Raw genomic sequence first — 22,799 nt, 5'->3', positions numbered from 1 at the left:
CAGTCCGGCTGAAATCTCAAGGAAACGAGGAAACATGTCCGGAGTCCACTACGACGAGCTTGCCGTCACGTACGGCACCATGGACGCGCTCGCCACCGAGCTCGGGGACCAGGCGAAGAAGCTCGAGGAGGACCTCGAGGCCCTGAGGCAGGCCGTTCTCAACGTGTCCTCGGGCTGGGGCGGCGAGGCGTTCCAGGCGTTCCAGGGCAAGAGCGAAGAGTGGAACAAGCACGCGCGGGGCATCCACGCGGCGCTGGTCCAGATCTCGCAGAAGGTCCACACCGCCGGCGGCGACTACCGCGGCGGCGACCTGAAGGGCGCCAGCTACTTCCAGTAGATCGGGTACACATGCAACCAGGGTGGGCACGCACGGGAGGTGCCCACCCTCTGTGTGTTCCTGCGGCACTGACCCTTACCGTGCGGCACCCGTTTGGCACTCACCTGACTGTTCAACCTCTTTGGTGTAGGAGACGATGAGGCGCCGCATCGCTTCTGGGTCGCGGTGTTTAGAGCCCGAAGCTTGGATCACTGTGTAAAGCTCCTGCTTGTACTTCGTATCGACGCAGTCGCGGGTCTTGCCGAATGCCTCATACCCCGAGTACTGGAACCTTCCGTTGCCTGCCGATCGGTCGGGAGTGTCGAAGGACTGGCGGGCTGCAACGAAGGCAGCTGTTCTGCCCTCTTCAATCCACATCTGAACTGTGGTCACGATCAGCTTGCCGTCAACGATGACCTGGCAGCCTTTGGTACCTGGGTAGGACCGGTCTTTGACGACGATTTCCCGGCCTTCCGGGAGGAAGGGGGCGAGACCCTCACTGTCAACAGCCGTGCCGCACAGGGCTTGCGGAATTACATAGTCGCGTTTCCGCTTTCCCTCACCGCACCCCATGAGTAGAAGGGAAAGTGCCGTCAGGGCAGCAGTGGAAAACAAGAACGGTCTTCCTGAAGTCGCTCGGTGAGGATTCATCGGCTTCTTTCTGTCGGTGCCCGGCGGAATCAGAAGGCCGTCATGCTGCCCGGGGCTGCTCCTTCCACGATCCCCCGAGAATTCAGATAACCCTGCTCTGCGGCCTTGCGTGCGATCATTCCTGCATCGCCAACATCTATCGAATGGTACTTCTCTGCCGCTGTTCGGGCTCCGTCCTCCGCAATTGCCCCATTTCTCACTTGGCCCTCCTGCCAGAACTCGCCCCCATTCTTTCTGGCTTCCTGCAAGGCGTGACCCTCGGCATCTTGGAAGACGGATTCCAGGACGACGCTGGTGACAGTGCCCGCTGTCCCGCCAGCGAGTGCTCCGACCCACGGTGTCGCGACGAAGGAGGTGCCCACCCCGACCATGGTTCCGAGCCCGCCGGAGATCCAGTTCTTTTTCTGAGCTACCGATTGTTCATACGCCTTGTCCTTGTTGGAGGCCTCGGAACCGATGGCCTCTCGAACACCTAGATTTAAGGTGCCGGAAACCTCGCCTGAGTTTGATGCAATGTGTTCGATCACCAACTTGCTGTCATCGGAGGCACGCCGACTTTCGGGAAGATCGGGATCCAAGTGGTAATCCATCAGTTGCGCCATGTAGGCTTTTTGGCCAACCTCAACGGCGGCGTACCCTTCCTCGTTCTGACCGACCGCGAAGAGGAGCTTGGTTACCTCGGTGTGCTGGAGCTTGGCCTCGGAACCAGCGAGTGGGAACAGCGTCTCAATGTTGTGCCACTTCCCCTCCGAGTCGGAGTCCCTGGGTACGTTAGTCATCGCCCGATTGATGTCCGGGAGATATTCGGACGTGATCTGACCGATGCTGTCGGACATGTATCCGTGATCGGTGAGCCGTCCGGTGTCGTCCGAGATCGAGGACACGAGGCTCTCGAACAGCCTCGCCTGCCCCGCGCTGTGGGCAGGCGTGTCCACCGTAGGCATCTCCCCTGCCGGATGCCCCGTCGTGGCCGCCTCCAGGGCCGCAGCCAAATAGTTCCGTCCGGCGATGCTGTCCTCGCCCTTGCTGTCCCGATCCCGGGGCCAGTCCCGCTCTTCGAAGAGGTAGTCGAAGTTGCTCAGGGCCCGCCGGCCCTGCTTGCCGTCGCCGGTGTCGTGGGTGAAGTCGTGGTCCTCGTCCTTGGTGACGAAGGTGCCGTTGAAGAACTCCGTTGCCGCGTCCGGGCTGTTGGAGAGGGATTTGAGGTAGCCGGTCATCGGGTCCCAGCCCGAGTCGGTGCCCGTGCGATTGAGCAGCGGGTCGCCACCCGTGCGGCCCCGGGCGCCGTGACGGCCGTTGCTCGTGAACTTCTTCTCCGTGTCGATCAGCTTGCCGCCGTAGTCGACGAGGAAACGGTCGTCGTAGTCACCCCACCGCATGAGGTTGGACATGACCTGGCCGCCGAGCGGGAAGCCGCCGCTGCGGCCGACCGGCTTGTCGACGAGGTCGATCATGTTCGACTTCCACGTCGTCATGTCGGCGTTGTCGCTCTGCGTGGCGGCGGCAAGCGTGAGGCTGAGATTCTTCTGGAGGTCGTCGTACTGGTCGACCCGCGCCTGCCCGACCTTCCAGGCGCTGTGCGGGTCGTTGATGCCCGTCCAGAAGTCCAACGTCCCCTGCGCTCCCAGGCGGCTGGCGAAGCGCTCCGCGAACAACGCCTCCCCGGCGTGGTCCTTCAGACCCTTGTCGAGCCGGTCGAACTCCTCGGGCGACAGTTCCTCGGGCTTCTGCTTCGCCAGGTCCGCCAGTTCCTCTGCGTCCTTGAGCGCCTCGGCCGCGGAGTCCCGGTCGGAGTAGTCGATGTCCGAGAACCCCAGCTTGCTCTGGTCGGCGATCGCCATCAGTACGGTGCCGGCGGTGGTGTCGCTCTCGGTCGCCTTGTCCAGGATGCCCTGGATCTCGTCGCGCAGTGAGGTGATGTCGCCCTTGTGGTCCTGGTCCTGCGCGGCCCGGCCCTCGGGCGGTACGTTCGTGGTGACGGTGAAGCCGCCCTCGTAGCCGATCACCGTCAGGTTCTTCTGCCTACCTCGTTCGATGGCATCGGTCAGCCGCCCCTTGTAGCGCTTCAACTCGTCCCGGGTGTCCGCGAGGATCTTGTGGATGGACGAGGCCTGGCTGTGCGCGTCCGCGAACTCACCGGCCGTCTTGCCGATGAACTCCTTCGACACGGTGGCGTTGTAGCCTGCCCAGTCGGCCTTGTTCGCGGCGACGTGGAGACCCTTCTCAGCGGCGTCCATCAGTGTTTCCAGGTCGTCGACCATCTTCGACCAGTCGTCGACGGCGTCGTCGAGCGGACCGAAGTCGGCGTTGCGAAGCGCGTCGAGATCCATCAGTCCTTCGTGCCCTTCTTGTCATCCTTCTCGCCGTACACCGGGTTCGGTGCTCCGGGTGCACCGACGCGTTCGTCGAACCCCGCGTCCAACAGGTCGATGCTGCTCATCTGGCGGCGGATGTAGTGGTCGTCGTCGGTGTGCAGCTTCTTGGTGACGGACATGTGGTTCGAGATGTGGGCGCAGGCGTCCCTGAGGGACCCCAACTGCTCGTCCCAGCGGAGCGCGACGTGTTGGAGCGCGCTGCCCAGCGCGAACCCGCCACCGGTGAGTCTGCCCGCGGCCTGCTCACTGGTGGGAACCGCTCGACGCCCCTTGTTCCAAAGGTCGTTGTACAGATCGAACGCGTGGCTGCCGATGTTCGCCAGGTCGGTCTGGCTCGTCCTCAGCTCGCCGTACTGGCCGGGGTCCGGCGCAGGACGTACCGGGCCGCTGCCGGGGTCCAGTTGGTTCAGCCGCATGTGGGGTGCGCCACCCGCGGTCGCCTCCGCCTTCAGTTGCTCCCATTCGTCCCACGCCATGTGTGAACACCTCTCGCGGTAGTCGGTTCTGACGGGGGCGGGTGGCCCGTGGTGCCGTAGGCGCCGTCTCACATCTCAGACGCCAGCGAGAACGTCCATATGGCCATGCCTACCAAGAGCGCCGCGCACAGGAAGGCCACGACCCGCTGCGACCTGTACGCCGAGTCGGACGGCTCGTTCGCCGCCGGATCCCGGAACCGCTTGGCCTGGAAACGCCACCACAGCGCCCGCTGGTCGGTCGAGCCGAGCCCGACCAGCACCAGAGCCAGCAGAAGCACGAAAATCCCCACCCCGACCAACGGAACCTCCCTCTCGACGTCGCGCACGACACCTCCGTCGCGCCCGGGACGACCACTAGCTCGCCCGGTCAGACGCCTCAGCGCGTCTCATCCGGCACCAACCCCACCTGAACCAACGGCTTCCCCCGCCGCCGGGACACGAAGATTCCCCGCCCCGCGGGCATCGGCCGGGGCCGAACCCCGCCGAGGAGGTCACCCTCGCCCGGGTCGCCGGCCAGCACCACGCCCTGCGCGCCGAGTTCCTTGATGCGCTGCATGAACGCCTCGTACGAGGCACGGCCGGCGCCGGCCGTCGAGCGCGCGACGATGAAGCGGACGCCGACGTCCCGCGCGAAGGGCAGCAGTTCGGTGAGTCCCGCCAGCGGGTTGCCGCTGGACGTGGCGACGAGGTCGTAGTCGTCGATGACGACGAACACCGTGGGTCCGCGCCACCAGCTGCGGTCCCGGAGTTGCTGGGCCGTCACGTCGGCCGTGGGCGAGCGGCGCTTCATCAGGTCCGCCAGCGCGGACATGTGGTGGTCCATCGCGTTGGACATGGGGATGTACTCGGCCAGGTGCGAGGCCGGGGTCGCGTCCAGCAGGGAGCGCCTGTTGTCGACCACGAAGAACTTGCACTGGTCGCCCGCGTAACGCTCCGAGAGCTGTTTGATCAGCAGGCGCAGCAGGTTCGACTTGCCCGACTCGCTCTCGCCGAAGACGAGGAAGAACGGGTCCTGCTCGAAGTCGAGGAAGACCGGCTCGAGGTTGTTCTCGTCGAGCGCGAAGGCCACACCCTGACGCGGGAACCGGTCGCCCGGAGGCAGCTGCTCGGCCGGGAACTCGCGCGGCAGCAGCCGTACGCCGGGAGCGCCGGGCGCCTCCCAGTGGCGGGAGACCTCCGCGGACAGCGCCTGGGTGGCGTCGGCGAGGTCGGTGTCCGAGGCGAGCCCGTCGATGCGCGGCACCGCCGCCATGAAGTGCAGCTTCTGCGGCGACAGTCCCCGGCCGGGGACGCCCGTCGGGACGTTCGCGGCGGCCTTGCGGTCGATCTCGGAGTCCATCGTGTCGCCGAGCCGCAGCTCCAGGCGGTTCATCAGGTGGTCCTTGAGCGCGGCCCTGACCTCCATCGAGCGGGAGGCCGTCAGGATCAGGTGGATGCCGTAGCCGAGACCGCGCGCGGCGATCTCGTGGATCACCTGGTCGAGTGCCTCGTAGTCGGAGCGGAAGTTGCCCCAGCCGTCGATGACCAGGAAGACGTCGCCCCACGGCTGGTCGGTGACCGAGATCTCGCCCCTGGCCCGCCGGGTCCGGAAATCGGTGATCGACGGGATGCCCGCGGAGCGGAAGTACTCCTCGCGGCGGGTCAGTACGCCGTACACCTCGGCCACCGTGCGCCGCACCCGCTCCGGGTCCAGCCGCGAGGCCACCCCGCCGACGTGCGGCAGACCGGCCAGTGAGGCCATGCCGCCGCCGCCGAAGTCGAGGCCGTAGAACTGGACCTCGTGCGGGGTGTGGGTGAGGGCGAAGGAGCAGATCAGCGAGCGCAGCAGCGTCGACTTTCCGGACTGCGGGCCGCCGAGGATCTGCATGTGGCCCGCCGCGCCGGAGAAGTCCACCCAGAGGGCGTCGCGGCGCTGCTCGAACGGCTTGTCCACCAGCCCGACCGGGACGACCAGGCGGCCCGCGCCCTCGTAGCCGGGCTGGGTGAGCCCCCGGCCCGGAACGGCCGTGAGGCCCGGCAGCAGCGCGTCGAGCGAGGGCGGACTGTCCAGCGGCGGCAGCCACACCTGGTGGGCCGCCGGGCCCTGCGCCTCCAGCCTGCGCACGATGACGTCGAGGACGGTGTCGGCGAGTGCCTCGTCGATCTCGGGATCGTCTCCGGAGGGGCGCTGCTGGGGCACCGGCGCGTACCGCACGGGCACCTCGGCCGCAGTGAACAGCACCGGCTGCCGGTCCACCGGCAGCTGACCGCCGCCCAGCGCCGCCCGCTGCGGGCCGGAGCGGTAGACGCCGGAGACGTACGCCGCCTTGAACCGCAGCATCTCGTCCGTGCCGAACTTCAGGAAGCCGGACCCCGGCACGTTGGGCAGCGAGTAGGCGTCGGGCACGCCCAGTGCCGCCCGCGACTCCGCGGCCGAGAAGGTGCGCAGACCGATGCGGTACGACAGGTACGTCTCCAGGCCGCGCAGCCGACCCTCCTCCAGGCGCTGCGAGGCCAGCAGCAGGTGCACCCCGAGCGAGCGGCCGATGCGGCCGATCTGCACGAACATCTCGATGAAGTCGGGCTTGGCGGTGAGCAGTTCGCTGAACTCGTCGATCACCAGCACCAGGGAGGGGATCGGCTGGAGCGGGGCGCCGGCCGCCCGCGCCTTCTCGTAGTCGTGGATGTTGGCGTAGTTGCCCGCGTCGCGCAGCATCTCCTGACGGCGGTTCAGTTCGCCGCGGATGGAGTCGCCCATGCGGTCGACGAGCGTCAGGTCGTCCGCCAGGTTGGTGATCACGGCCGCGACGTGCGGCATCTGCGCCATGCCCGCGAAGGTCGCGCCGCCCTTGAAGTCGGCGAGGACGAAGTTCAGGGTCTCCGAGGAGTGGGTGACGGCGAGGCCCAGCACGAGGGTGCGCAGCAGTTCGGACTTGCCGGAACCGGTGGCGCCGACGCACAGACCGTGCGGTCCCATGCCCTCCTGTGCCGCCTCCTTGAGGTCCAGCATCACCGGGCGGCCGTCCTCGCCGACGCCGATCGGCACGCGCAGCCGCTCCGCCAGCGAACGCGGCCGCCAGGTGCGCTTGGGGTCGACGGACGCCGCGTCACCGAGATTCAGCAGATCGGTGAACTCCAGGTTGGCCAGGAGCGGTTCGTCGTCGTCGCCGCCGGAGGCCATCCGCAGCGGCGCCAACTGCCGGGCGAGCACCTCCGCGGACTCGTACGACAGCTCGTCGGGCGTGCCCTCGTAGACCGCCCCGTGCCCCGACTCCAGGTGCAGCGCCCCGGGTTCCACCACGATGGACAGCTCGCCGCCGGGCCCGGTCAGCTCGCCGGGGACGACCTCCAGGACCGTCACGCCCTGGAGGCCCTCGGGGTTGGCGAGGAACGAGTCGGGCGGCAGCGAGACGCCGTCGAGGACGACGACGATGTGCGGTTCCTCCGACAGCGGGGCCGCGTTCGGGTGGAACCGCGGACGGCCGGAGAGGCGGGAGGCGATCAGGTTCTCCAGTTCACGCGTGTCACCGCCGATCAGCCGGCGGCTGCCCGCGCCGTCCACGGTGCCCGGCGCCTGCACGTGCGGCAGCCACTTGGCCCACTCCCAGTGGGCGAGTTCCTCCCGGCCCGCCGCCACCACGAGGACCAGGTCCTCGGGCGAGTGCAGCGCGGCCAGCGAACCGGCCATGGCGCGGGCGGAGGACCGTACCGACTGCGGATCGCCGCTGACCGTGACGTGGTAGAAGGCGCGCAGCGAGACGGCCATCGGCAGGGCGTCCAGGGTGCTGTGGACGGCGAGGAAACGTTGGAACGCGCCCGCGGTCAGCGGCTCCAACTGCTCCACGGGAGCGGTCTCGGGGGTGACGAGCGGGGTGGCCAGCGTCTGGGCGCCGAGGCCGATGCGGACCTGGGCGAAGTCCTCGTCGCCGGGCCGCCGTTCCCACACCCGGCTGCCCTCGGCGACCAGGGCCCACAGCTGCTCGGGGGAGGGGTGCAGGTAGTACTGCGCGTCCCGCTGCGCCTTCGCGGTGGCGATCGTGGTCAGCCTGGTCTGCGCCAGGTAGCTGAGATAGTCGCGGCGCAGGTCCGCCAACTGTCCCTGGGAGCCGCGGCGGAAGCGGATCACCATGGCGATGGACATGGCCACCGTCGAGGCGATCATGACCATGCCCATGATCCTCATGAACGGCTGACCGCTCGTGAAGAAGAAGACGACCGAACCGCCCATGCCCAGCGTGGGCAGCAGCTGCATCAGCACGCTCTCCTGATGCCCCCGCGGCAGCTCGGGCGGAGGCTGCACGGCGATCTCGCCCGTGGGCACCTCGGAGGGCAGGGCCCGGGGAGGGCGCTTCACGACGATGTGGCTCACTGCTCACCAATTCCCTTGCCGGCCCCGGGTAAGTACCGTCCGCCACCCCGTGTCAGGCGGACGCAGGCCGCCGCGTGATCCTACTGACTTCTCGTGCGACGAGGGGGCGGTAGGGTGCCGGATGTTCGCGTGAGCACATGCGAGTTGGTCCGGGAATGCCGGGACATTCCGTGAGATCCGGAACGGTTCGGCGCTCTCCGGCCGCCCGGCGGCGTCCGTTTCGCCGCCCGACAGGGCCCATCGGTCCCAAGCGGCACGAGCGGGCCCACAAATTTTCACACCGCCGACGCGGAACCATCACTGAGGGGGAGCAGCAGGTGAGCATCACGGCCTCCGCGGCAGCCACTGGAGGAGGGCAGGGATCGGGCGCGGCCTCCGGGACGGGCCTCGGCTTCTGCCGGGTCACGATCGTCGCGCCCGACAGCCGGATCGACGTGGCGCTGCCCGACGACATCCCGGTCGTCGACATCTATCCGGAGATCCTCCGGCTGTCCCGGCAGAGCCCCGCCGAGGGCGCCCCGGTCGGCTACCACCTCGTGCGCCGGGACGGCACCGTCCTCGACGGCTCCCGCTCGTTCGCGGCCCAGCACATCCTCGACGGCGAACTCCTCACCCTGCGCCCCTTCTCCGAGTCGCTGCCGCCCGCCGTCTTCGACGACGTCTCCGAGGCGGTCGCCGCGGCCGTGACCCGCGAGCACGCCCTGTGGGGCGGCGACCTGACCCGCGCCGCGGGCCTCGTCGGGGGAGGCGTCCTGCCGGTCCTGCTGGCCTTCGTGGCCTGGACGGGCGACCCGCGCCACGACATGCACTCACTGCCCGGTGTCCTCGCCGCCGTCGTCGGCGTCCTGCTGGTCGCCCTCGCCTGCGTCCGCGCCCGCGTCTACGACGACCGGCCCTCGGCCGTCGCCCTCGGGCTCGGCGCGCTGCCCAACGTCGGCGTGGCCGGCTCGGGACTCCTCCCGCTCGCCGACGGCCAGGGCATCGGCAAGCTCCAGTTCCTCCTGGCCTGCGCGGCGGTACTGCTGGCCGCGGTGCTCCTCACCCTGTGCTCGCCGGGCGGTGACGGCCCGTTCGTCGCCTTCGTCGCGGCGTCCGGCGTCGGCCTCGCGGCGGTGTTCGCGGCGATCCTCGCGCACTGGACGGCGTCCGAGACCGCGGCTCTGTGCGCTCCCGTCGCCGTGGGCGCCCTGGCCTTCCTGCCCGGACTGTCCATGCGCTTCGCCCGGCTGCCGATCGGCTTCGACACCCCCGACACCACCTCGCGCAGCGCGTACGGCGCCGATCCCGCCCCGCAGGAGCCGGTCGACGTCGAGCGGATCACCGCCCAGGCCCGCCGCGGCCACGAACTCCTCGTGGGACTGGTCGGCGGCTGCGCCCTCGTCGCGGTCGGCGCCTGCGCGGTCCTCGGCTTCTCCGACGACATCTGGGCCCAGCTGCTCGCCCTGGCCGTGGGCATCGCCCTGTTGATGCGCGCCCATCTCTTCCGCTACACCGCTCAGGTCGCCCCCGTCCTCGCCGCCGGCCTCGCCGCCCTCGTGCTGCTCGGCCTCGGCCTGGCTCTCAACCCGCCCCTGTCGGTGTTCCGCGACGCCCTCACGGGCGACCGCACCGACCTCGACATCCGGACGATCTGGCTGGTCGCGGCGATCGCGGCGGCGTCCGCGCTCGTCACCGCCATCGGTCTGATCGGTTCGCGCGGCGGCCTCACGCCGTTCTGGGGGCGGTTCATGGAGATCGCCGAAGGCTTCGTCCTGCTCACCCTGGTGCCCCTGGCGCTGGCCGTCTTCGACGTCTACGCGGCCGCCCGGGCGATGACGAGCTGACCGGCCCGACCCGACCGGACCGAGACGACAGGACGCCCCAGAGCGCCACAGGACGCGCCACAGGACGTCGCAGGAAAGGAACGTCGAGCGTGAGCTTCGGCCCGCCCCCGTCCGTGTACACCCAGTCCACCGTGACGGCGCAGGCCGTCCGGACCAGGCGCCGCCGCAAGCTGCTGCTGTGGCCCCTGGCCGTCGTTCTCGTCGTGGCGCTCGGCATCGGCGGCCGGCTCCTCCTCGCGGACGACGGCGGCGAGGCCGACGGGGCGGGGACCGCCGCCCCGAGCCGCCTCGACGTCCGTGAGACGGTGGAGAAGCCGCCCGCGAGCACCGTGGGCACCATGGCCTTCCGCTTCTCGGTGGACGACATGGGACCCGGCGAGCACTACGAGATGCCCGGCATGTGGGCCACGGACAAAATCCTGGCCAAGGGCATCAACAAGACCCTCGTCGGCCTGCCCATCGGCACCGACGCCGCCCCCGGCGACGAGAAGTGGAAGCTCCCCCTCGACGGCCCGGTCTGCGGTTACACCCGTCACGTCACCGGCGAGAACCGCACCGCCGTCCTGTTCCGCGCGAACGACCGCGGCGGCGCCTACTGCAACCACGTGGCCTTCTTCGACCTCGACGACGGCCGCCAGGTCTGGGAGAGCGCCTTCCCCTACTCCAAGTACTTCGACTCACCGGGCGTCCCCGCGGACGGTGACGAGCAGGACACCCCGAGCGTGACCCTCACCCACGGCACCGTCGTCGTGACCTGGGGCGGCGGCACCGACGCGTACAGCATGGACACCGGCAAGCGCCTGTGGCGTACGACGTCCACCGGAGCGTGCCAGGACATGGGCGCCGCCGGCGGAGACGCGCTGATCGTCCGCCAGGAATGCTGGAACGACGACGACAGCCTGCCCATCGACTCACTGGAGCGGGTCGCCTACAAGGCGCGCAAGGTGGACCCGAGAACGGGTGAGGTGCTGTGGACCTACTCCGCCGCCAAAGGCATCCGGGACCTGGACATCCCCTCCGCCGAGCCGGCCCTCCTGGCCGTCCAGGCCGGCGAGATCGGCATCTCGGAGATGCTGTCCCTCGACGACAAGGGCGAGAACCGCGCCACGATCCGCCTCGAGAACGGCGCCTATGTGGGGGAGTGCTCGTACGAGGACTATCTGGTCGTCGACGACTGCCCGACCATCGCCGTCGGAGCGGGCCAGGTCTTCCTGCGCAGCAAGGAGACGGGCGAGCAGGCCAACTCCAACTGGGTCATCGGCTTCGGCCTGGCCACCGGGAACACCACGCGGAAGTTCGAGTCGGGCCCCGGCTCCCTGCTGTACCCGGTGCGGACCAGCGGTGGCCGACTCCTCGCCGTACGCGTGAGCGACGACCACATCGCGCCCAACGCGTTGGTCGCCCTGGACCCCAGGACCGGCCGGGAGACGCCCTACTTCTACTTCGACCTGCCGGTGGAGGCCGAGCTGATGACGATGACGGAACACAACGACGTCGTCGTCCAGAACGGCCGCCTCTTCTTCGGCGTCAAGAAGGCCGAGGGCCCCGCCGCCGGCACGCCGAAGTGGACGTACCTCGTCCTCGGCCTCCAGAGCGTCGCGGCCAAGAAGTGACCGCGCCCGGAACCGACCACGCCCGGAACTGACCACGCGCGGCTGGCGGCCGGCAACGGCCGGCCGCCAGCCGCCCCCGCACCGCCTACTGCGCCGCCAGCCCGCCGTTGTGCGGCGCCGGCTCCAGGTCGAACTCGCCGTCCCGGGCGCCCAGGACGAAGGCCCGCCACTCCGCCTCCGTGTAGCGCAGCACGGTGTCCGGGTCGAGCGACGACCGCATCGCCACGGCCCCGGCGGGGAGATAGGCGATCTCCACGCGCTCCTCGTGCTCCTCCGTGCCGGGCGCGCTGTGCCACTCGACGCCGGAGATGTCGAGGGCGTACAGCTCGTCCCTCTCCCGCTCCTTGCGCGCCTTGGTCTCCTCTGCCGTCTCCGCCATGTCGCAGCGACCCCTTCCGACGTAAGGAAGAACAACGCCCGTTCCCGGGCGAACAACGTTGCTTCCGTCAAAGAACGATCCGCTCACCCTAGTGGCCCCCTCGGCGTCGCCTCAGCGGTTCGCGGCCCGCGGCGAGGGCGCCCGCCGACTCCTGGTACCCTGATGGACGGCCGTTTGTGTACGCACCCCCGGATCGCCCTCAGGAGAGCCTGATGGCCCTGGAGGCCGCGCCCAGCGGATCCCCGCCTCCCGAGTAACGGAAGCTCCCCCGAGACACAGACCGGGGGCACTCGGCGGCCACCACAGACTACGAGGAGTACGCGTGTCGCTCGACGCCGCTACGAAGAAGCAGATCATCGCCGAGTTCGGCCAGAAGGAGGGCGACACCGGCTCCCCCGAGGTCCAGGTCGCCATGCTCTCCCGTCGGATCTCCGACCTGACCGAGCACCTCAAGACCCACAAGCACGACCACCACTCCCGTCGTGGTCTGCTCATCCTGGTCGGTCAGCGCCGCCGGCTGCTGCAGTACCTGGCCAAGAAGGACATCCAGCGCTTCCGCGCCCTGGTCGACCGCCTCGGCATCCGCCGCGGTGCGGCCGGCGCCAAGTAGCACGCCTGAAGGGAGCGGTTCCCGTCATGATCGGGGACCGCTCCCTTTGCCGTACGTACGCAAACGTGCGGAGTGCCGCCCACGCTTTGTAGTGTGGTAGCAGAACGCAATACGCACGACAAGACGAGGAGAGGCGCACGTAGCCGCCGCCGGTCCTCGGTAGTGGCCCCCGGGGGTAAGCGATCCCCGGGTGCTTCGATCGAAGACCGGCCCGCACCGCACGGAGCGCCTCTCCGCCACCGTCCCCCTGCCACACGGGCAGCCCAGGGGACGAAGACGAGGAGAAAACACTAGTGGAGAACGAGACCCACTACGCCGAAGCCGTCATCGACAACGGCACTTTCGGCACCCGCACCATCCGCTTCGAGACGGGCCGTCTGGCCCGCCAGGCCGCCGGCTCGGCCGTGGCGTACCTGGACGACGACACCATGGTGCTGTCGGCCACCACCGCCTCCAAGAACCCCAAGGACCAGCTCGACTTCTTCCCCCTGACGGTGGACGTCGAGGAGCGGATGTACGCCGCCGGCAAGATCCCCGGCAGCTTCTTCCGCCGTGAGGGCCGTCCCTCCGAGGACGCCGTGCTCACCTGCCGCCTGATCGACCGCCCGCTGCGTCCGTCCTTCCGGAAGGGCCTCCGCAACGAGATCCAGGTCGTCGCCACGATCATGGCGCTCAACCCCGACCACCTGTACGACGTCGTGGCGATCAACGCCGCGTCCGCGTCCACGCAGCTGGCCGGTCTGCCCTTCTCCGGCCCGATCGGCGGCGTCCGCGTCGCGCTGATCCGCGGCCAGTGGGTCGCGTTCCCGACGCACACCGAGCTGGAGGACGCCGTCTTCGACATGGTCGTCGCCGGTCGTGTCCTCGAGGACGGTGACGTCGCGATCATGATGGTCGAGGCCGAGGCCACCGAGAAGACCATCAAGCTGATCGAGGGCGGCGCCGAGGCGCCGACCGAGGAAGTGGTCGCCTCCGGTCTGGACGCCGCGAAGCCCTTCATCAAGGTGCTCTGCCGGGCCCAGGCCGACCTCGCCGCCAAGGCCGCCAAGCCGACCGGCGAGTTCCCGATCTTCCTCGACTACCAGGACGACGTCCTGGAGGCGCTGTCCGCCGCCGTCCGCCCGGAGCTGTCCGCCGCGCTGACCATCGCGGGCAAGCAGGAGCGCGAGGCCGAGCTGGACCGCGTCAAGGCGCTCGCCGCCGAGAAGCTCCTGCCGGAGTTCGAGGGTCGCGAGAAGGAGATCTCCGCCGCGTACCGCTCGCTCACCAAGCAGCTGGTCCGCGAGCGCGTGATCAAGGAGAAGAAGCGCATCGACGGCCGTGGCGTCACGGACATCCGTACGCTCGCCGCCGAGGTCGAGGCCATCCCGCGCGTGCACGGTTCCGCGCTGTTCGAGCGTGGCGAGACCCAGATCCTGGGCGTCACCACCCTCAACATGCTCCGCATGGAGCAGCAGCTGGACACCCTCTCCCCGGTGACCCGCAAGCGCTACATGCACAACTACAACTTCCCGCCGTACTCCGTCGGCGAGACCGGCCGCGTGGGCTCCCCGAAGCGCCGCGAGATCGGTCACGGAGCTCTCGCCGAGCGCGCCATCGTGCCGGTCCTGCCGACCCGCGAGGAGTTCCCCTACGCGATCCGTCAGGTGTCCGAGGCCCTCGGCTCCAACGGCTCGACCTCCATGGGCTCGGTCTGCGCCTCCACCATGTCCCTGCTGAACGCCGGTGTGCCCCTCAAGGCCCCCGTCGCCGGTATCGCCATGGGCCTGATCTCCCAGGAGATCAACGGCGAGACGCACTACGTCGCCCTCACCGACATCCTCGGTGCGGAGGACGCCTTCGGCGACATGGACTTCAAGGTCGCCGGCACCAAGGAGTTCGTCACCGCCCTCCAGCTCGACACCAAGCTGGACGGCATCCCCGCCTCCGTCCTGGCCGCGGCCCTCAAGCAGGCCCGTGACGCCCGCCTCCACATCCTCGACGTGATGATGGAAGCGATCGACACGCCGGACGAGATGTCCCCCAACGCCCCGCGGATCATCACCGTCAAGATCCCCGTGGACAAGATCGGCGAGGTCATCGGCCCCAAGGGCAAGATGATCAACCAGATCCAGGAGGACACCGGCGCCGACATCACGATCGAGGACGACGGCACGATCTACATCGGCGCCGTCGACGGCCCGTCCGCCGAGGCCGCCCGCGCCACGATCAACGGCATCGCCAACCCGACGATGCCCGAGGTCGGCGAGCGCTACCTGGGTACGGTCGTGAAGACGACCACCTTCGGCGCGTTCGTGTCGCTGCTGCCCGGCAAGGACGGTCTGCTGCACATCTCGCAGATCCGCAAGCTCGCCGGCGGCAAGCGCGTGGAGAACGTCGAGGACGTCCTCGCCGTGGGCTCCAAGGTCCAGGTCGAGATCGCCGAGATCGACTCCCGCGGCAAGCTGTCCCTGATCCCCGTGGTCGAGGGCGAAGCGTCCGACGACGACAAGAAGGACGACGCCGAGCAGTGACACCCCGTAGCTCCAAGGTGACGGCCCGCCCCTCTTCGGAGGCGCGGGCCGTCGCCCGTACCCAAACCCTCATCAAGGGCGAGAACGGCATCGGCACGGTCCGCAAGACCACCCTCCCGGGCGGCCTGCGCATCGTCACCGAGACGCTCCCCTCGGTCCGGTCCGCGACCTTCGGCATCTGGGCACACGTCGGCTCCCGCGACGAGACCCCGGCGCTGAACGGCGCCACCCACTACCTCGAGCACCTGCTCTTCAAGGGCACCCGACGCAGGTCCGCGCTGGACATCTCCTCCGCCCTCGACGCGGTCGGTGGCGAGATGAACGCCTTCACGGCGAAGGAGTACACGTGCTACTACGCGCGCGTGCTCGACGCCGACCTGCCGCTCGCCATCGACGTCGTCAGCGACATGCTGACCGGCTCCCTGATCCGCGAGGAGGACGTCGACGTCGAGCGCGGCGCGATCCTCGAGGAGATCGCGATGACGGAGGACGACCCCGGCGACTGCGTGCACGACCTGTTCGCGCACACCATGTTCGGCGACAACGCCCTCGGCCGCCCGGTCCTCGGCACGGTCGACACGGTCAACGCCCTCACCGCCGACCGCATCCGGCGCTTCTACAAGAAGCACTACGACCCCACCCATCTGGTGGTCGCCGCCGCGGGCAACATCGACCACAACAAGGTCGTACGGCAGGTCCGCGCCGCCTTCGAGAAGGCCGGCGCGCTCAAGGAGACCGACGCCACCCCCATCGCCCCGCGCGACGGCCGGCGCACCATCCGCACCGCGGGCCGCGTGGAACTGATCGGCCGCAAGACCGAACAGGCGCACGTCGTCCTCGGCATGCCGGGCCTGCCCCGCACCGACGAGCGCCGGTGGGCTCTCGGGGTCCTGAACACCGCTCTCGGCGGCGGGATGTCCTCCCGGCTCTTCCAGGAGGTCCGCGAGAAGCGCGGTCTGGCCTACAGCGTCTACTCGTACACCTCCGGCTTCGCCGACTGCGGCCTGTTCGGCGTGTACGCCGGCTGCCGGCCCAGCCAGGTGCACGACGTGCTGAAGATCTGCCGCGACGAACTCGACACCGTCGCCGAGCACGGCCTGTCCGACGAGGAGATCGGCCGCGCCATCGGCCAGCTCCGCGGCTCCACGGTCCTCGGCCTGGAGGACACCGGCGCGCTCATGAACCGCATCGGCAAGAGCGAGCTGTGCTGGGGCGAGCAGATGTCGGTCGACGACATGCTGACCCGGATCGCGGCGGTGACCCCGGACGAGGTCCGCGAGGTGGCCCGCGACATCCTGGGGCAGCGTCCGTCGCTGTCGGTCATCGGCCCGCTCAAGGACAAGCAGGCGTCCCGGTTGAACGAGGCCGTCGCCTAACCCTCCCGTTAAGGAAGCAACAGATGAGCAAGCTGCGCGTGGCGGTTCTCGGCGCCAAGGGCCGCATCGGTGCCGAGGCGGTCCGGGCGGTCGAGGCCGCCGAGGACATGGAACTGGTGGCCGCCCTCGGCCGCGGGGACAAGCTCGAGACGCTGGCCGAGACCGGCGCCCAGGTCGCGGTCGAACTGACCACCCCGGCCTCGGTGATGGACAACCTCGACTACTGCGTGCGGCACGGCATCCACGCCGTCGTCGGCACCACCGGCTGGACCGAGGAACGCCTCGCGCAGCTGACCGGCTGGCTTCAGCGGTCCCCGGAGACGGGCGTCCTCATCGCGCCGAACTTCTCCATCGGGGCCGTACTGACCATGAAGTTCGCGCAGATCGCGGCACCGTACTTCGAGTCGGTCGAGGTCGTCGAGCTGCACCACCCCAACAAGGTGGACGCCCCCTCAGGCACCGCCACGCGCACCGCCCAGCTCATCGCCGAGGCCCGCCGCGCCGCCGGCTCCGCCCCGGCCCCGGACGCCACGACGACCGCCCTGGACGGGGCGCGCGGCGCGAACGTCGACGGCGTGCCGGTCCACGCCATCCGCCTGCGGGGCCTGCTGGCCCACCAGGAGGTCCTGCTGGGCGGCGAGGGCGAGACCCTCACCGTCCGCCATGACTCCCTGCACCACAGCAGTTTCATGCCGGGCATCCTGCTGGGCGCCCGCCGCGTGGTGACGACGCCGGGCCTGACCTTCGGCCTGGAACACTTCCTGGACCTGAACTGAGCCCCTGACAGCCATGCGCGCAAAGCTCTCCTACGCCCTCACGGCCGCCGTCCTCGTCTTCTACTTCCTCCTGGTCGGCAGCCGCGGCGTCATGCTCATCCAGTCCGGCACGCTCCTCACCGTCACCTTCGGCGTCGCGGTGCTGATCCTGCCGGTCATCGGCGTCTGGTTCCTGTGGAAGAACACCCAGTTCGTCCGCAGGGCCAACCAGCTCGCCGCCGAACTCGACGCCGAGGGCGGTCTGCCCGTCGACGAGCTCAAGCGCACCCCGAGCGGCCGTGTCGACCGTGACTCGGCCGACGAGGTCTTCGCCCGGCGCAAGGCCGAGACGGAAGCCGCCCCCGACGACTGGCGTGCCTGGTTCCGCCTCGCCGTCGCCTACCACGACGCCCGGGACACCCCGCGCGCCCGCAAGGCGATGCAACGCGCGATCAGGCTGCACGGCACCACACGGCACCCGGCCTCTTCCTGAGGCCACACGTGCCGGGGCCCGGTCCGCGCACCGCCGGACCGGGCCCCCGCATCTGTGCACTCAGGCCCGGCGGTACTCGTCCGCCCACGCCTCCACGGAGTCCGCCGCCCGGTCGAACGCCTCCGGACGCGCCAGGAAGTCGGCCCCGTGCGAGGTCAGCAGCGGAACAGCGCCCTCGGTGGCCCGGTCCTGCCGCACGACGGTCAGCGCCTGGCCCTGCACGGTCCGCGGCAGCCCCATCCAGCGGACCGGCTGCTGCACGGTCCGCACCGCCACGACCCGGTTCCAGGCCACCGTCCGCGTGAGGAAGAAGTTCACCCGGCGCACCCCGAGGGCACTCACCCACACCCCCATCCGCAGCAGCCGCAGCGCGCCGGCGATCACCAGCAGCGACACACCGAAGATCACCGCGGCCTCGGACACCGAGCCGGTCAAAGCGATGACCACAGCCGCGAACAGTACGTACGACGCGAGCAGCAGGCACACCGCGGCCGCCGCGACCCGCCACGGACCGGGCCGGTAGGGCCGCCGCCAGCGCTCACGGTCGTCGAAGGGCAGCGCGACGTCGTCCGCTGCCTCGAATGCGCGGTCGGCCGTCAGGAAGGGCAGGGGCACGGCTGGTCCTCACTCGTCCATGCGTGGGCTGTGCCGGTGAGGCTATCCGCCTGTGTCCCCGCTCACCACCTTCGGGGGTCCGGATGGGGTCAGCGGCCCTGGGAGGCCTGTGACGGCTGGGTCCGGGCGGAGGGATCCAGGGACAGCGCCGGCATCCCGATGACCAGTGAGCCCACCAGCGCGGCGACGATGGTGAGCCCCAGGAGCCAGCGCCCCGCCATCTGCCCGAGGGAGGGCGGCTCGGGGGGCGGGGGAGTCACATTGCCACGGAACCTGTCGGCCTCGGCGAGGAAGGCGAAGGGTACGGGCTCGCGCCGGCGGAACATGGTGGGTGCTTCCTCCTGGAGACGTCGGGTGGACGCGGTCACGACAGCGGCGCCCGGTGCGGCCGTCACCGGTGCGCCCGTCATCGGGTACAGACGAGTGAGCGCCCGAAAACGTGCCCCATGTCAGCAGACGTCCCGCACGACTTTCGCGACGCCCCGTTCACCTGCGCGGCCGTGTCCCCCGTAAAGTTGGCGCCGCTCCGAAGACGCGATGGAAGGACCCCCGAACGTGACGCCCACCCCCGATGACGAGGCCAAGATCGAGTTCCGGAGCGACGTCACCGTCGAGCTGGTCAAGCACACCGCGTCCGACGCCGACGTGCTGTTCGCCGCCCGTGTCTCGACCGCCGGCGAGCAGTCCCTGGACGAGCTGAAGAAGGACCCCGAGCGCTCCAAGGGCCTGATCAACTTCCTGATGCGGGACCGCCACGGCAGCCCCTTCGAGCACAACTCGATGACCTTCTTCGTCAGCGCCCCGATCTTCGTCTTCCGCGAGTTCATGCGCCACCGAGCCGGCTGGTCGTACAACGAGGAGTCCGGCCGCTACCGGGAGCTCCAGCCGGTCTTCTACGTCCCGGACGCCTCGCGCAAGCTCGTGCAGCAGGGCCGTCCCGGCAAGTACGTCTTCGTGGAAGGCAGCGAGGACCAGCAGGAACTGGTCAGCCGCACGATGGAGGATTCCTACCGCCAGGCCTACACGGCCTATCAGGAGATGCTCGCCGCGGGCATCGCCCGCGAGGTCGCCCGCGCGGTCCTCCCGGTCGGCCTGTTCTCCTCGATGTACGCCACCTGCAACGCCCGCTCCCTGATGCACTTCCTCGGCCTGCGCACCCAGCACGAACTGGCCAAGGTCCCGTCCTTCCCGCAGCGGGAGATCGAAATGGTCGGCGAGAAGATGGAGACCGAGTGGGCGAAGCTCATGCCCCTCACGCACGCGGCCTTCAACGCCAACGGCCGGGTCGCCCCGTAACGGAGACGTATGTACGGATCATCCGCGTGAAGTGTCCGTATTGCGGCATTTGGAGAAGTTCATCTAGCCTGATCAAACGGACCCGGCACTGCTTGAACCCCCGAGCAGGCAGTGCCGGGCTCCGCATTTGTCACCATGTGCCGCCTGCCCCGAGGGCAGACCTCACACTGAGCAACGAGTAGCGTGTTCCCCATGGCTCCGATCTCCACTCCGCAGACCCCCTTCGGGCGGGTCCTCACCGCCATGGTCACGCCCTTCACGGCGGACGGCGCACTCGACCTCGACGGCGCCCAGCGGCTCGCCACCCACCTGGTGGACGCAGGCAACGACGGCCTGATCGTCAACGGCACCACCGGCGAGTCCCCCACCACCAGCGACGCGGAGAAATCGGACCTCGTACGAGCCGTCCTGGAAGCCGTCGGAGACCGGGCCCATGTCGTGGCCGGGGTCGGCACCAACGACACCCACCACAGCATCGAGCTGGCGCGCGCGGCGCAGCGGACCGGCGCGCACGGCCTGCTCGTCGTCACCCCGTACTACAACAAGCCCCCGCAGGAGGGTTTGTACCGGCACTTCACGGCCGTCGCCGACGCCACCGAGCTGCCGGTCATGCTCTACGACATCCCCGGCCGCAGCGGCGTCCCGATCAGCACCGAGACGCTGGTCCGCCTGTCCGAGCACCCGCGGATCGTCGCCAACAAGGACGCCAAGGGCGACCTCGGCCGCGCGAGCTGGGCCATCGCCCGCTCGCGCCTGGCCTGGTACTCCGGCGACGACATGCTGAACCTGCCGCTGCTCTCCGTGGGAGCGGTCGGCTTCGTCTCCGTCGTCGGTCATGTCGTCACCCCGGACCTGCGCGCCCTCGTGGACGCGTTCACCGCCGGTGACGTCCAGAAGGCCACGGAGATCCACCAGAAGCTGCTCCCGGTCTACACGGGCATGTTCCGCACCCAGGGCGTCATGACCACCAAGGCCGCACTCACCTTGCAGGGCCTGCCCGCAGGCCCGCTGCGGCCGCCCATGGTGGAGCTCACCGTGGAGGAGATCACCCAGCTCAAGAGCGATCTTGCCGCCGGCGGGGTACAGCTCTGACACCAGACTTCACAACTGAATACGGCAGGCCACCGGTGCCTGCGCACATCGACAACTGCTTCTGCACGAACGTCACGAGCGCCACGTGCCCGACCGGTACGTGGCGCACGTGTTTGAGGAGAGTCTTTTGAGTCATCCGCATCCTGAACTGGGTCCGCCGCCGCCGCTCCCCGAGGGAGGCCTGCGGGTCACCCCGCTCGGCGGCCTCGGCGAGATCGGCCGCAACATGACGGTCTTCGAACACGGCGGTCGCCTGCTGATCGTCGACTGCGGAGTGCTCTTCCCCGAGGAGGAGCAGCCTGGCATCGACCTGATCCTGCCGGACTTCACGTCCGTCCGGGACCGCCTCGACGACATCGAGGGCATCGTCCTCACCCATGGCCACGAGGACCACATCGGTGGCGTCCCCTACCTCCTGCGGGAGAAGCCGGACATCCCCCTGATCGGTTCCAAGCTGACCCTCGCTCTCATCGAGGCCAAGCTCCAGGAGCACCGCATCCGTCCGTACACCCTCGAGGTGGCGGAGGGACAGCGTGAGCGCCTGGGCCCGTTCGACTGCGAGTTCGTCGCGGTCAACCACTCCATCCCGGACGCTCTCGCGGTCGCCATCCGCACCCCGGCCGGCATGGTGGTCCACACGGGCGACTTCAAGATGGACCAGCTCCCGCTGGACAACCGCCTCACGGACCTCCACGCCTTCGCCCGGCTCAGCGAGGAAGGCATCGACCTTCTCCTCTCCGACTCGACGAACGCCGAGGTCCCGGGCTTCGTCCCGCCCGAGCGGGACATCTCCAACGTCCTGCGCACGGTCTTCGCCAACGCCGGCAAGCGGATCATCGTCGCGAGCTTCGCCAGCCACGTCCATCGCATCCAGCAGATCCTGGACGCGGCCCACGAGTACGGCCGCAGGGTCGCCTTCGTCGGCCGCTCGATGGTCCGCAACATGGGCATCGCCCGCGACCTGGGCTACCTGAAGGTGCCGCCGGGCCTGGTGGTGGACGTCCGTACCCTCGACGACCTCCCGGACCACGAGGTGGTCCTGGTCTGCACGGGCTCCCAGGGCGAACCGATGGCCGCCCTGTCCCGCATGGCCAACCGCGACCACCAGATCCGCATCGTCGACGGCGACACCGTGATCCTGGCGTCCTCGCTCATCCCCGGCAACGAGAACGCGGTCTACCGCGTGATCAACGGTCTGACCCGCTGGGGCGCGAACGTCGTCCACAAGGGCAACGCCAAGGTGCACGTCTCGGGCCACGCGTCCGCGGGCGAGCTTCTGTACTTCTACAACATCTGCCGGCCGAAGAACCTGATGCCGGTCCACGGCGAATGGCGCCACCTGCGGGCCAACGCCGAGTTGGGCGCCCTGACCGGCGTCCCCCACGACCGCATCGTCATCGCCGAGGACGGTGTCGTCGTCGACCTCGTCGAGGGCAAGGCCAAGATCTCCGGCAAGGTCCAGGCCGGTTACGTGTACGTCGACGGCCTCTCCGTCGGCGATGTCGGCGAGCCGGCACTGAAGGACCGGAAGATCCTCGGCGACGAGGGCATCATCTCGGTCTTCCTGGTCGTGGACTCCTCGACCGGCAAGATCACCGCGGGTCCGCACATCCAGGCCCGCGGTTCGGGTATCGACGACTCCGCCTTCGAAGCCGTCGTACCGAGGATCAACGAGGTCCTCGAACGCTCGGCCCAGGACGGGGTCGTCGAGCCCCACCAGTTGCAGCAACTCATCCGCCGCACCCTGGGCAAGTGGGTCTCCGACACCTATCGGCGCAGGCCGATGATCCTCCCGGTGGTCGTGGAGGTCTGACCGTCCGACGGCCCCTCGTGGGCGTCGACCTGGAGCGGGGCTCCTCGATTTGCATCGGGGCGCCCCGCTCCAGTACGTTTACGGCTCCGCGTGAACGGGAACCACCGAACGCCTCGCGTGTCGGAGGGGTGACCGGGAGGGGCCGGAAAACCGACTCAGAACTTCTGATAAAGTCGGAACCGCCGGAAAGGAAACCGCGAAACAAAAGCGGGGGCCTGGAAAGCACCGAGGAAATCGGATCGGGAAACGGTCTGA

The 22,799-nt window shown here is 69.2% G+C and carries 19 protein-coding genes; 11 read left to right on the top strand and 8 right to left on the bottom strand.

All coding sequences use genetic code 11. From position 1 onward, the window contains the following. The first annotated feature begins 34 nt into the window (after nt 1–34). Nucleotides 35–337 carry a WXG100 family type VII secretion target gene (locus ACZ5Y0_RS23205; RefSeq protein WP_356561804.1) on the top strand — a complete coding sequence of 101 codons (303 nt, stop codon included), beginning with the start codon at nt 35–37 and terminating at the stop codon, nt 335–337. A gap of 75 nt (nt 338–412) precedes the next feature. Here the strand turns inward: ACZ5Y0_RS23205 and ACZ5Y0_RS23200 are convergent, their stop codons facing one another. The 5 genes from ACZ5Y0_RS23200 to eccCa all read right to left on the bottom strand — a co-directional run bounded on the left by ACZ5Y0_RS23200 (nt 413) and on the right by eccCa (nt 8,166). Continuing rightward, on the bottom strand, nt 413–931 hold the full coding sequence (locus ACZ5Y0_RS23200) for a hypothetical protein (protein WP_469130596.1): 519 nt from the start codon (nt 929–931) through the stop codon (nt 413–415). Between the two features lie 65 nt (nt 932–996). Further along, nucleotides 997–3,297 (bottom strand): DUF6571 family protein, encoded by a 2,301-nt coding sequence (locus ACZ5Y0_RS23195; protein WP_469130595.1) that lies wholly within the window; start codon nt 3,295–3,297, stop codon nt 997–999. Next, on the bottom strand, nt 3,297–3,818 hold the full coding sequence (locus ACZ5Y0_RS23190; RefSeq protein ID WP_469130594.1) for a hypothetical protein: 522 nt from the start codon (nt 3,816–3,818) through the stop codon (nt 3,297–3,299). The genes ACZ5Y0_RS23195 and ACZ5Y0_RS23190 overlap by 1 nt, the downstream gene beginning before the upstream one ends. A gap of 68 nt (nt 3,819–3,886) precedes the next feature. Beyond that, complete coding sequence (locus tag ACZ5Y0_RS23185) at nt 3,887–4,144, bottom strand: DUF6199 family natural product biosynthesis protein (protein WP_469130593.1); 258 nt, start codon at nt 4,142–4,144, stop codon at nt 3,887–3,889. A gap of 50 nt (nt 4,145–4,194) precedes the next feature. Further along, nucleotides 4,195–8,166, bottom strand: coding sequence for a type VII secretion protein EccCa (gene eccCa / locus ACZ5Y0_RS23180; RefSeq protein WP_469130592.1), 3,972 nt, complete (start codon nt 8,164–8,166; stop codon nt 4,195–4,197). Nucleotides 8,167–8,483: 317 nt separating this feature from the next. Here eccCa and eccD point away from each other — a divergent pair, with 317 nt between their 5' ends. Continuing rightward, nucleotides 8,484–9,989 (top strand): type VII secretion integral membrane protein EccD, encoded by a 1,506-nt coding sequence (gene eccD, locus ACZ5Y0_RS23175; protein WP_469130591.1) that lies wholly within the window; start codon nt 8,484–8,486, stop codon nt 9,987–9,989. 89 nt (nt 9,990–10,078) lie between these two features. Next, the gene (locus ACZ5Y0_RS23170; RefSeq protein ID WP_469130590.1) at nt 10,079–11,602 is read left to right on the top strand and encodes an outer membrane protein assembly factor BamB family protein; all 1,524 of its coding nucleotides are present in this window, start codon (nt 10,079–10,081) and stop codon (nt 11,600–11,602) included. 85 nt (nt 11,603–11,687) lie between these two features. On the opposite strand, the gene ACZ5Y0_RS23165 is transcribed toward ACZ5Y0_RS23170, so the two are convergent. Next, a complete protein-coding gene (locus ACZ5Y0_RS23165) occupies nt 11,688–11,981 on the bottom strand; it encodes a DUF397 domain-containing protein (RefSeq protein ID WP_356561790.1) in 294 nt (97 codons plus the stop codon). 322 nt (nt 11,982–12,303) lie between these two features. Here ACZ5Y0_RS23165 and rpsO point away from each other — a divergent pair, with 322 nt between their 5' ends. From rpsO to ACZ5Y0_RS23140, 5 genes are all read left to right on the top strand, one after another. Next, nucleotides 12,304–12,591 carry a 30S ribosomal protein S15 gene (gene rpsO / locus ACZ5Y0_RS23160; protein ID WP_055632174.1) on the top strand — a complete coding sequence of 96 codons (288 nt, stop codon included), beginning with the start codon at nt 12,304–12,306 and terminating at the stop codon, nt 12,589–12,591. Between the two features lie 293 nt (nt 12,592–12,884). Then, entirely contained in the window at nt 12,885–15,104 is a 2,220-nt protein-coding gene (locus ACZ5Y0_RS23155) for a polyribonucleotide nucleotidyltransferase (protein ID WP_469130589.1), read from the top strand. Next, nucleotides 15,101–16,480 (top strand): M16 family metallopeptidase, encoded by a 1,380-nt coding sequence (locus ACZ5Y0_RS23150; RefSeq protein WP_469130588.1) that lies wholly within the window; start codon nt 15,101–15,103, stop codon nt 16,478–16,480. Before ACZ5Y0_RS23155 ends, ACZ5Y0_RS23150 begins: the two co-directional genes overlap by 4 nt. Nucleotides 16,481–16,503: 23 nt before the next feature. Next, nucleotides 16,504–17,256, top strand: coding sequence for a 4-hydroxy-tetrahydrodipicolinate reductase (dapB, locus tag ACZ5Y0_RS23145; RefSeq protein WP_469130587.1), 753 nt, complete (start codon nt 16,504–16,506; stop codon nt 17,254–17,256). A gap of 13 nt (nt 17,257–17,269) precedes the next feature. Continuing rightward, nucleotides 17,270–17,728: a hypothetical protein gene (locus tag ACZ5Y0_RS23140; RefSeq protein ID WP_469130586.1), complete on the top strand. Its 459-nt coding sequence runs from the start codon at nt 17,270–17,272 to the stop codon at nt 17,726–17,728. 60 nt (nt 17,729–17,788) lie between these two features. Here ACZ5Y0_RS23140 and ACZ5Y0_RS23135 read toward each other — a convergent pair whose 3' ends face one another. After that, nucleotides 17,789–18,343 (bottom strand): hypothetical protein, encoded by a 555-nt coding sequence (locus ACZ5Y0_RS23135; RefSeq protein ID WP_469130585.1) that lies wholly within the window; start codon nt 18,341–18,343, stop codon nt 17,789–17,791. Between the two features lie 89 nt (nt 18,344–18,432). After that, entirely contained in the window at nt 18,433–18,669 is a 237-nt protein-coding gene (locus ACZ5Y0_RS23130) for a hypothetical protein (RefSeq protein ID WP_469130728.1), read from the bottom strand. Between the two features lie 229 nt (nt 18,670–18,898). Here ACZ5Y0_RS23130 and thyX point away from each other — a divergent pair, with 229 nt between their 5' ends. The 3 genes from thyX (at nt 18,899) to ACZ5Y0_RS23115 (ending at nt 22,544) form a co-directional block, all read left to right on the top strand. Continuing rightward, a complete protein-coding gene (thyX, locus tag ACZ5Y0_RS23125; RefSeq protein WP_469130584.1) occupies nt 18,899–19,639 on the top strand; it encodes an FAD-dependent thymidylate synthase in 741 nt (246 codons plus the stop codon). Between the two features lie 192 nt (nt 19,640–19,831). Then, nucleotides 19,832–20,731, top strand: a complete 900-nt coding sequence (gene dapA, locus ACZ5Y0_RS23120) for a 4-hydroxy-tetrahydrodipicolinate synthase (protein ID WP_469130583.1) — start codon at nt 19,832–19,834, stop codon at nt 20,729–20,731. A 127-nt stretch (nt 20,732–20,858) separates the two neighbouring features. Then, a complete protein-coding gene (locus ACZ5Y0_RS23115) occupies nt 20,859–22,544 on the top strand; it encodes a ribonuclease J (protein ID WP_469130582.1) in 1,686 nt (561 codons plus the stop codon). The last annotated feature ends 255 nt before the right edge of the window (nt 22,545–22,799 follow it).

The sequence above is a fragment of the Streptomyces sp. NPDC033216 genome (assembly GCF_055577115.1).
This window is presented reverse-complemented; position numbering and strand designations above follow the sequence as displayed.

Coding starts and splice junctions, on each gene's coding strand:
- ACZ5Y0_RS23130 (WP_469130728.1), bottom strand. CDS start 18,669: ATGTTCCGCCGGCGCGAGCCCGTACCCTTCGCCTTCCTCGCCGAGGCC.
- ACZ5Y0_RS23190 (WP_469130594.1), bottom strand. CDS start 3,818: ATGGCGTGGGACGAATGGGAGCAACTGAAGGCGGAGGCGACCGCGGGT.
- ACZ5Y0_RS23195 (WP_469130595.1), bottom strand. CDS start 3,297: ATGGATCTCGACGCGCTTCGCAACGCCGACTTCGGTCCGCTCGACGAC.
- ACZ5Y0_RS23165 (WP_356561790.1), bottom strand. CDS start 11,981: ATGGCGGAGACGGCAGAGGAGACCAAGGCGCGCAAGGAGCGGGAGAGG.
- ACZ5Y0_RS23205 (WP_356561804.1), top strand. CDS start 35: ATGTCCGGAGTCCACTACGACGAGCTTGCCGTCACGTACGGCACCATG.
- ACZ5Y0_RS23140 (WP_469130586.1), top strand. CDS start 17,270: ATGCGCGCAAAGCTCTCCTACGCCCTCACGGCCGCCGTCCTCGTCTTC.
- dapB (WP_469130587.1), top strand. CDS start 16,504: ATGAGCAAGCTGCGCGTGGCGGTTCTCGGCGCCAAGGGCCGCATCGGT.
- dapA (WP_469130583.1), top strand. CDS start 19,832: ATGGCTCCGATCTCCACTCCGCAGACCCCCTTCGGGCGGGTCCTCACC.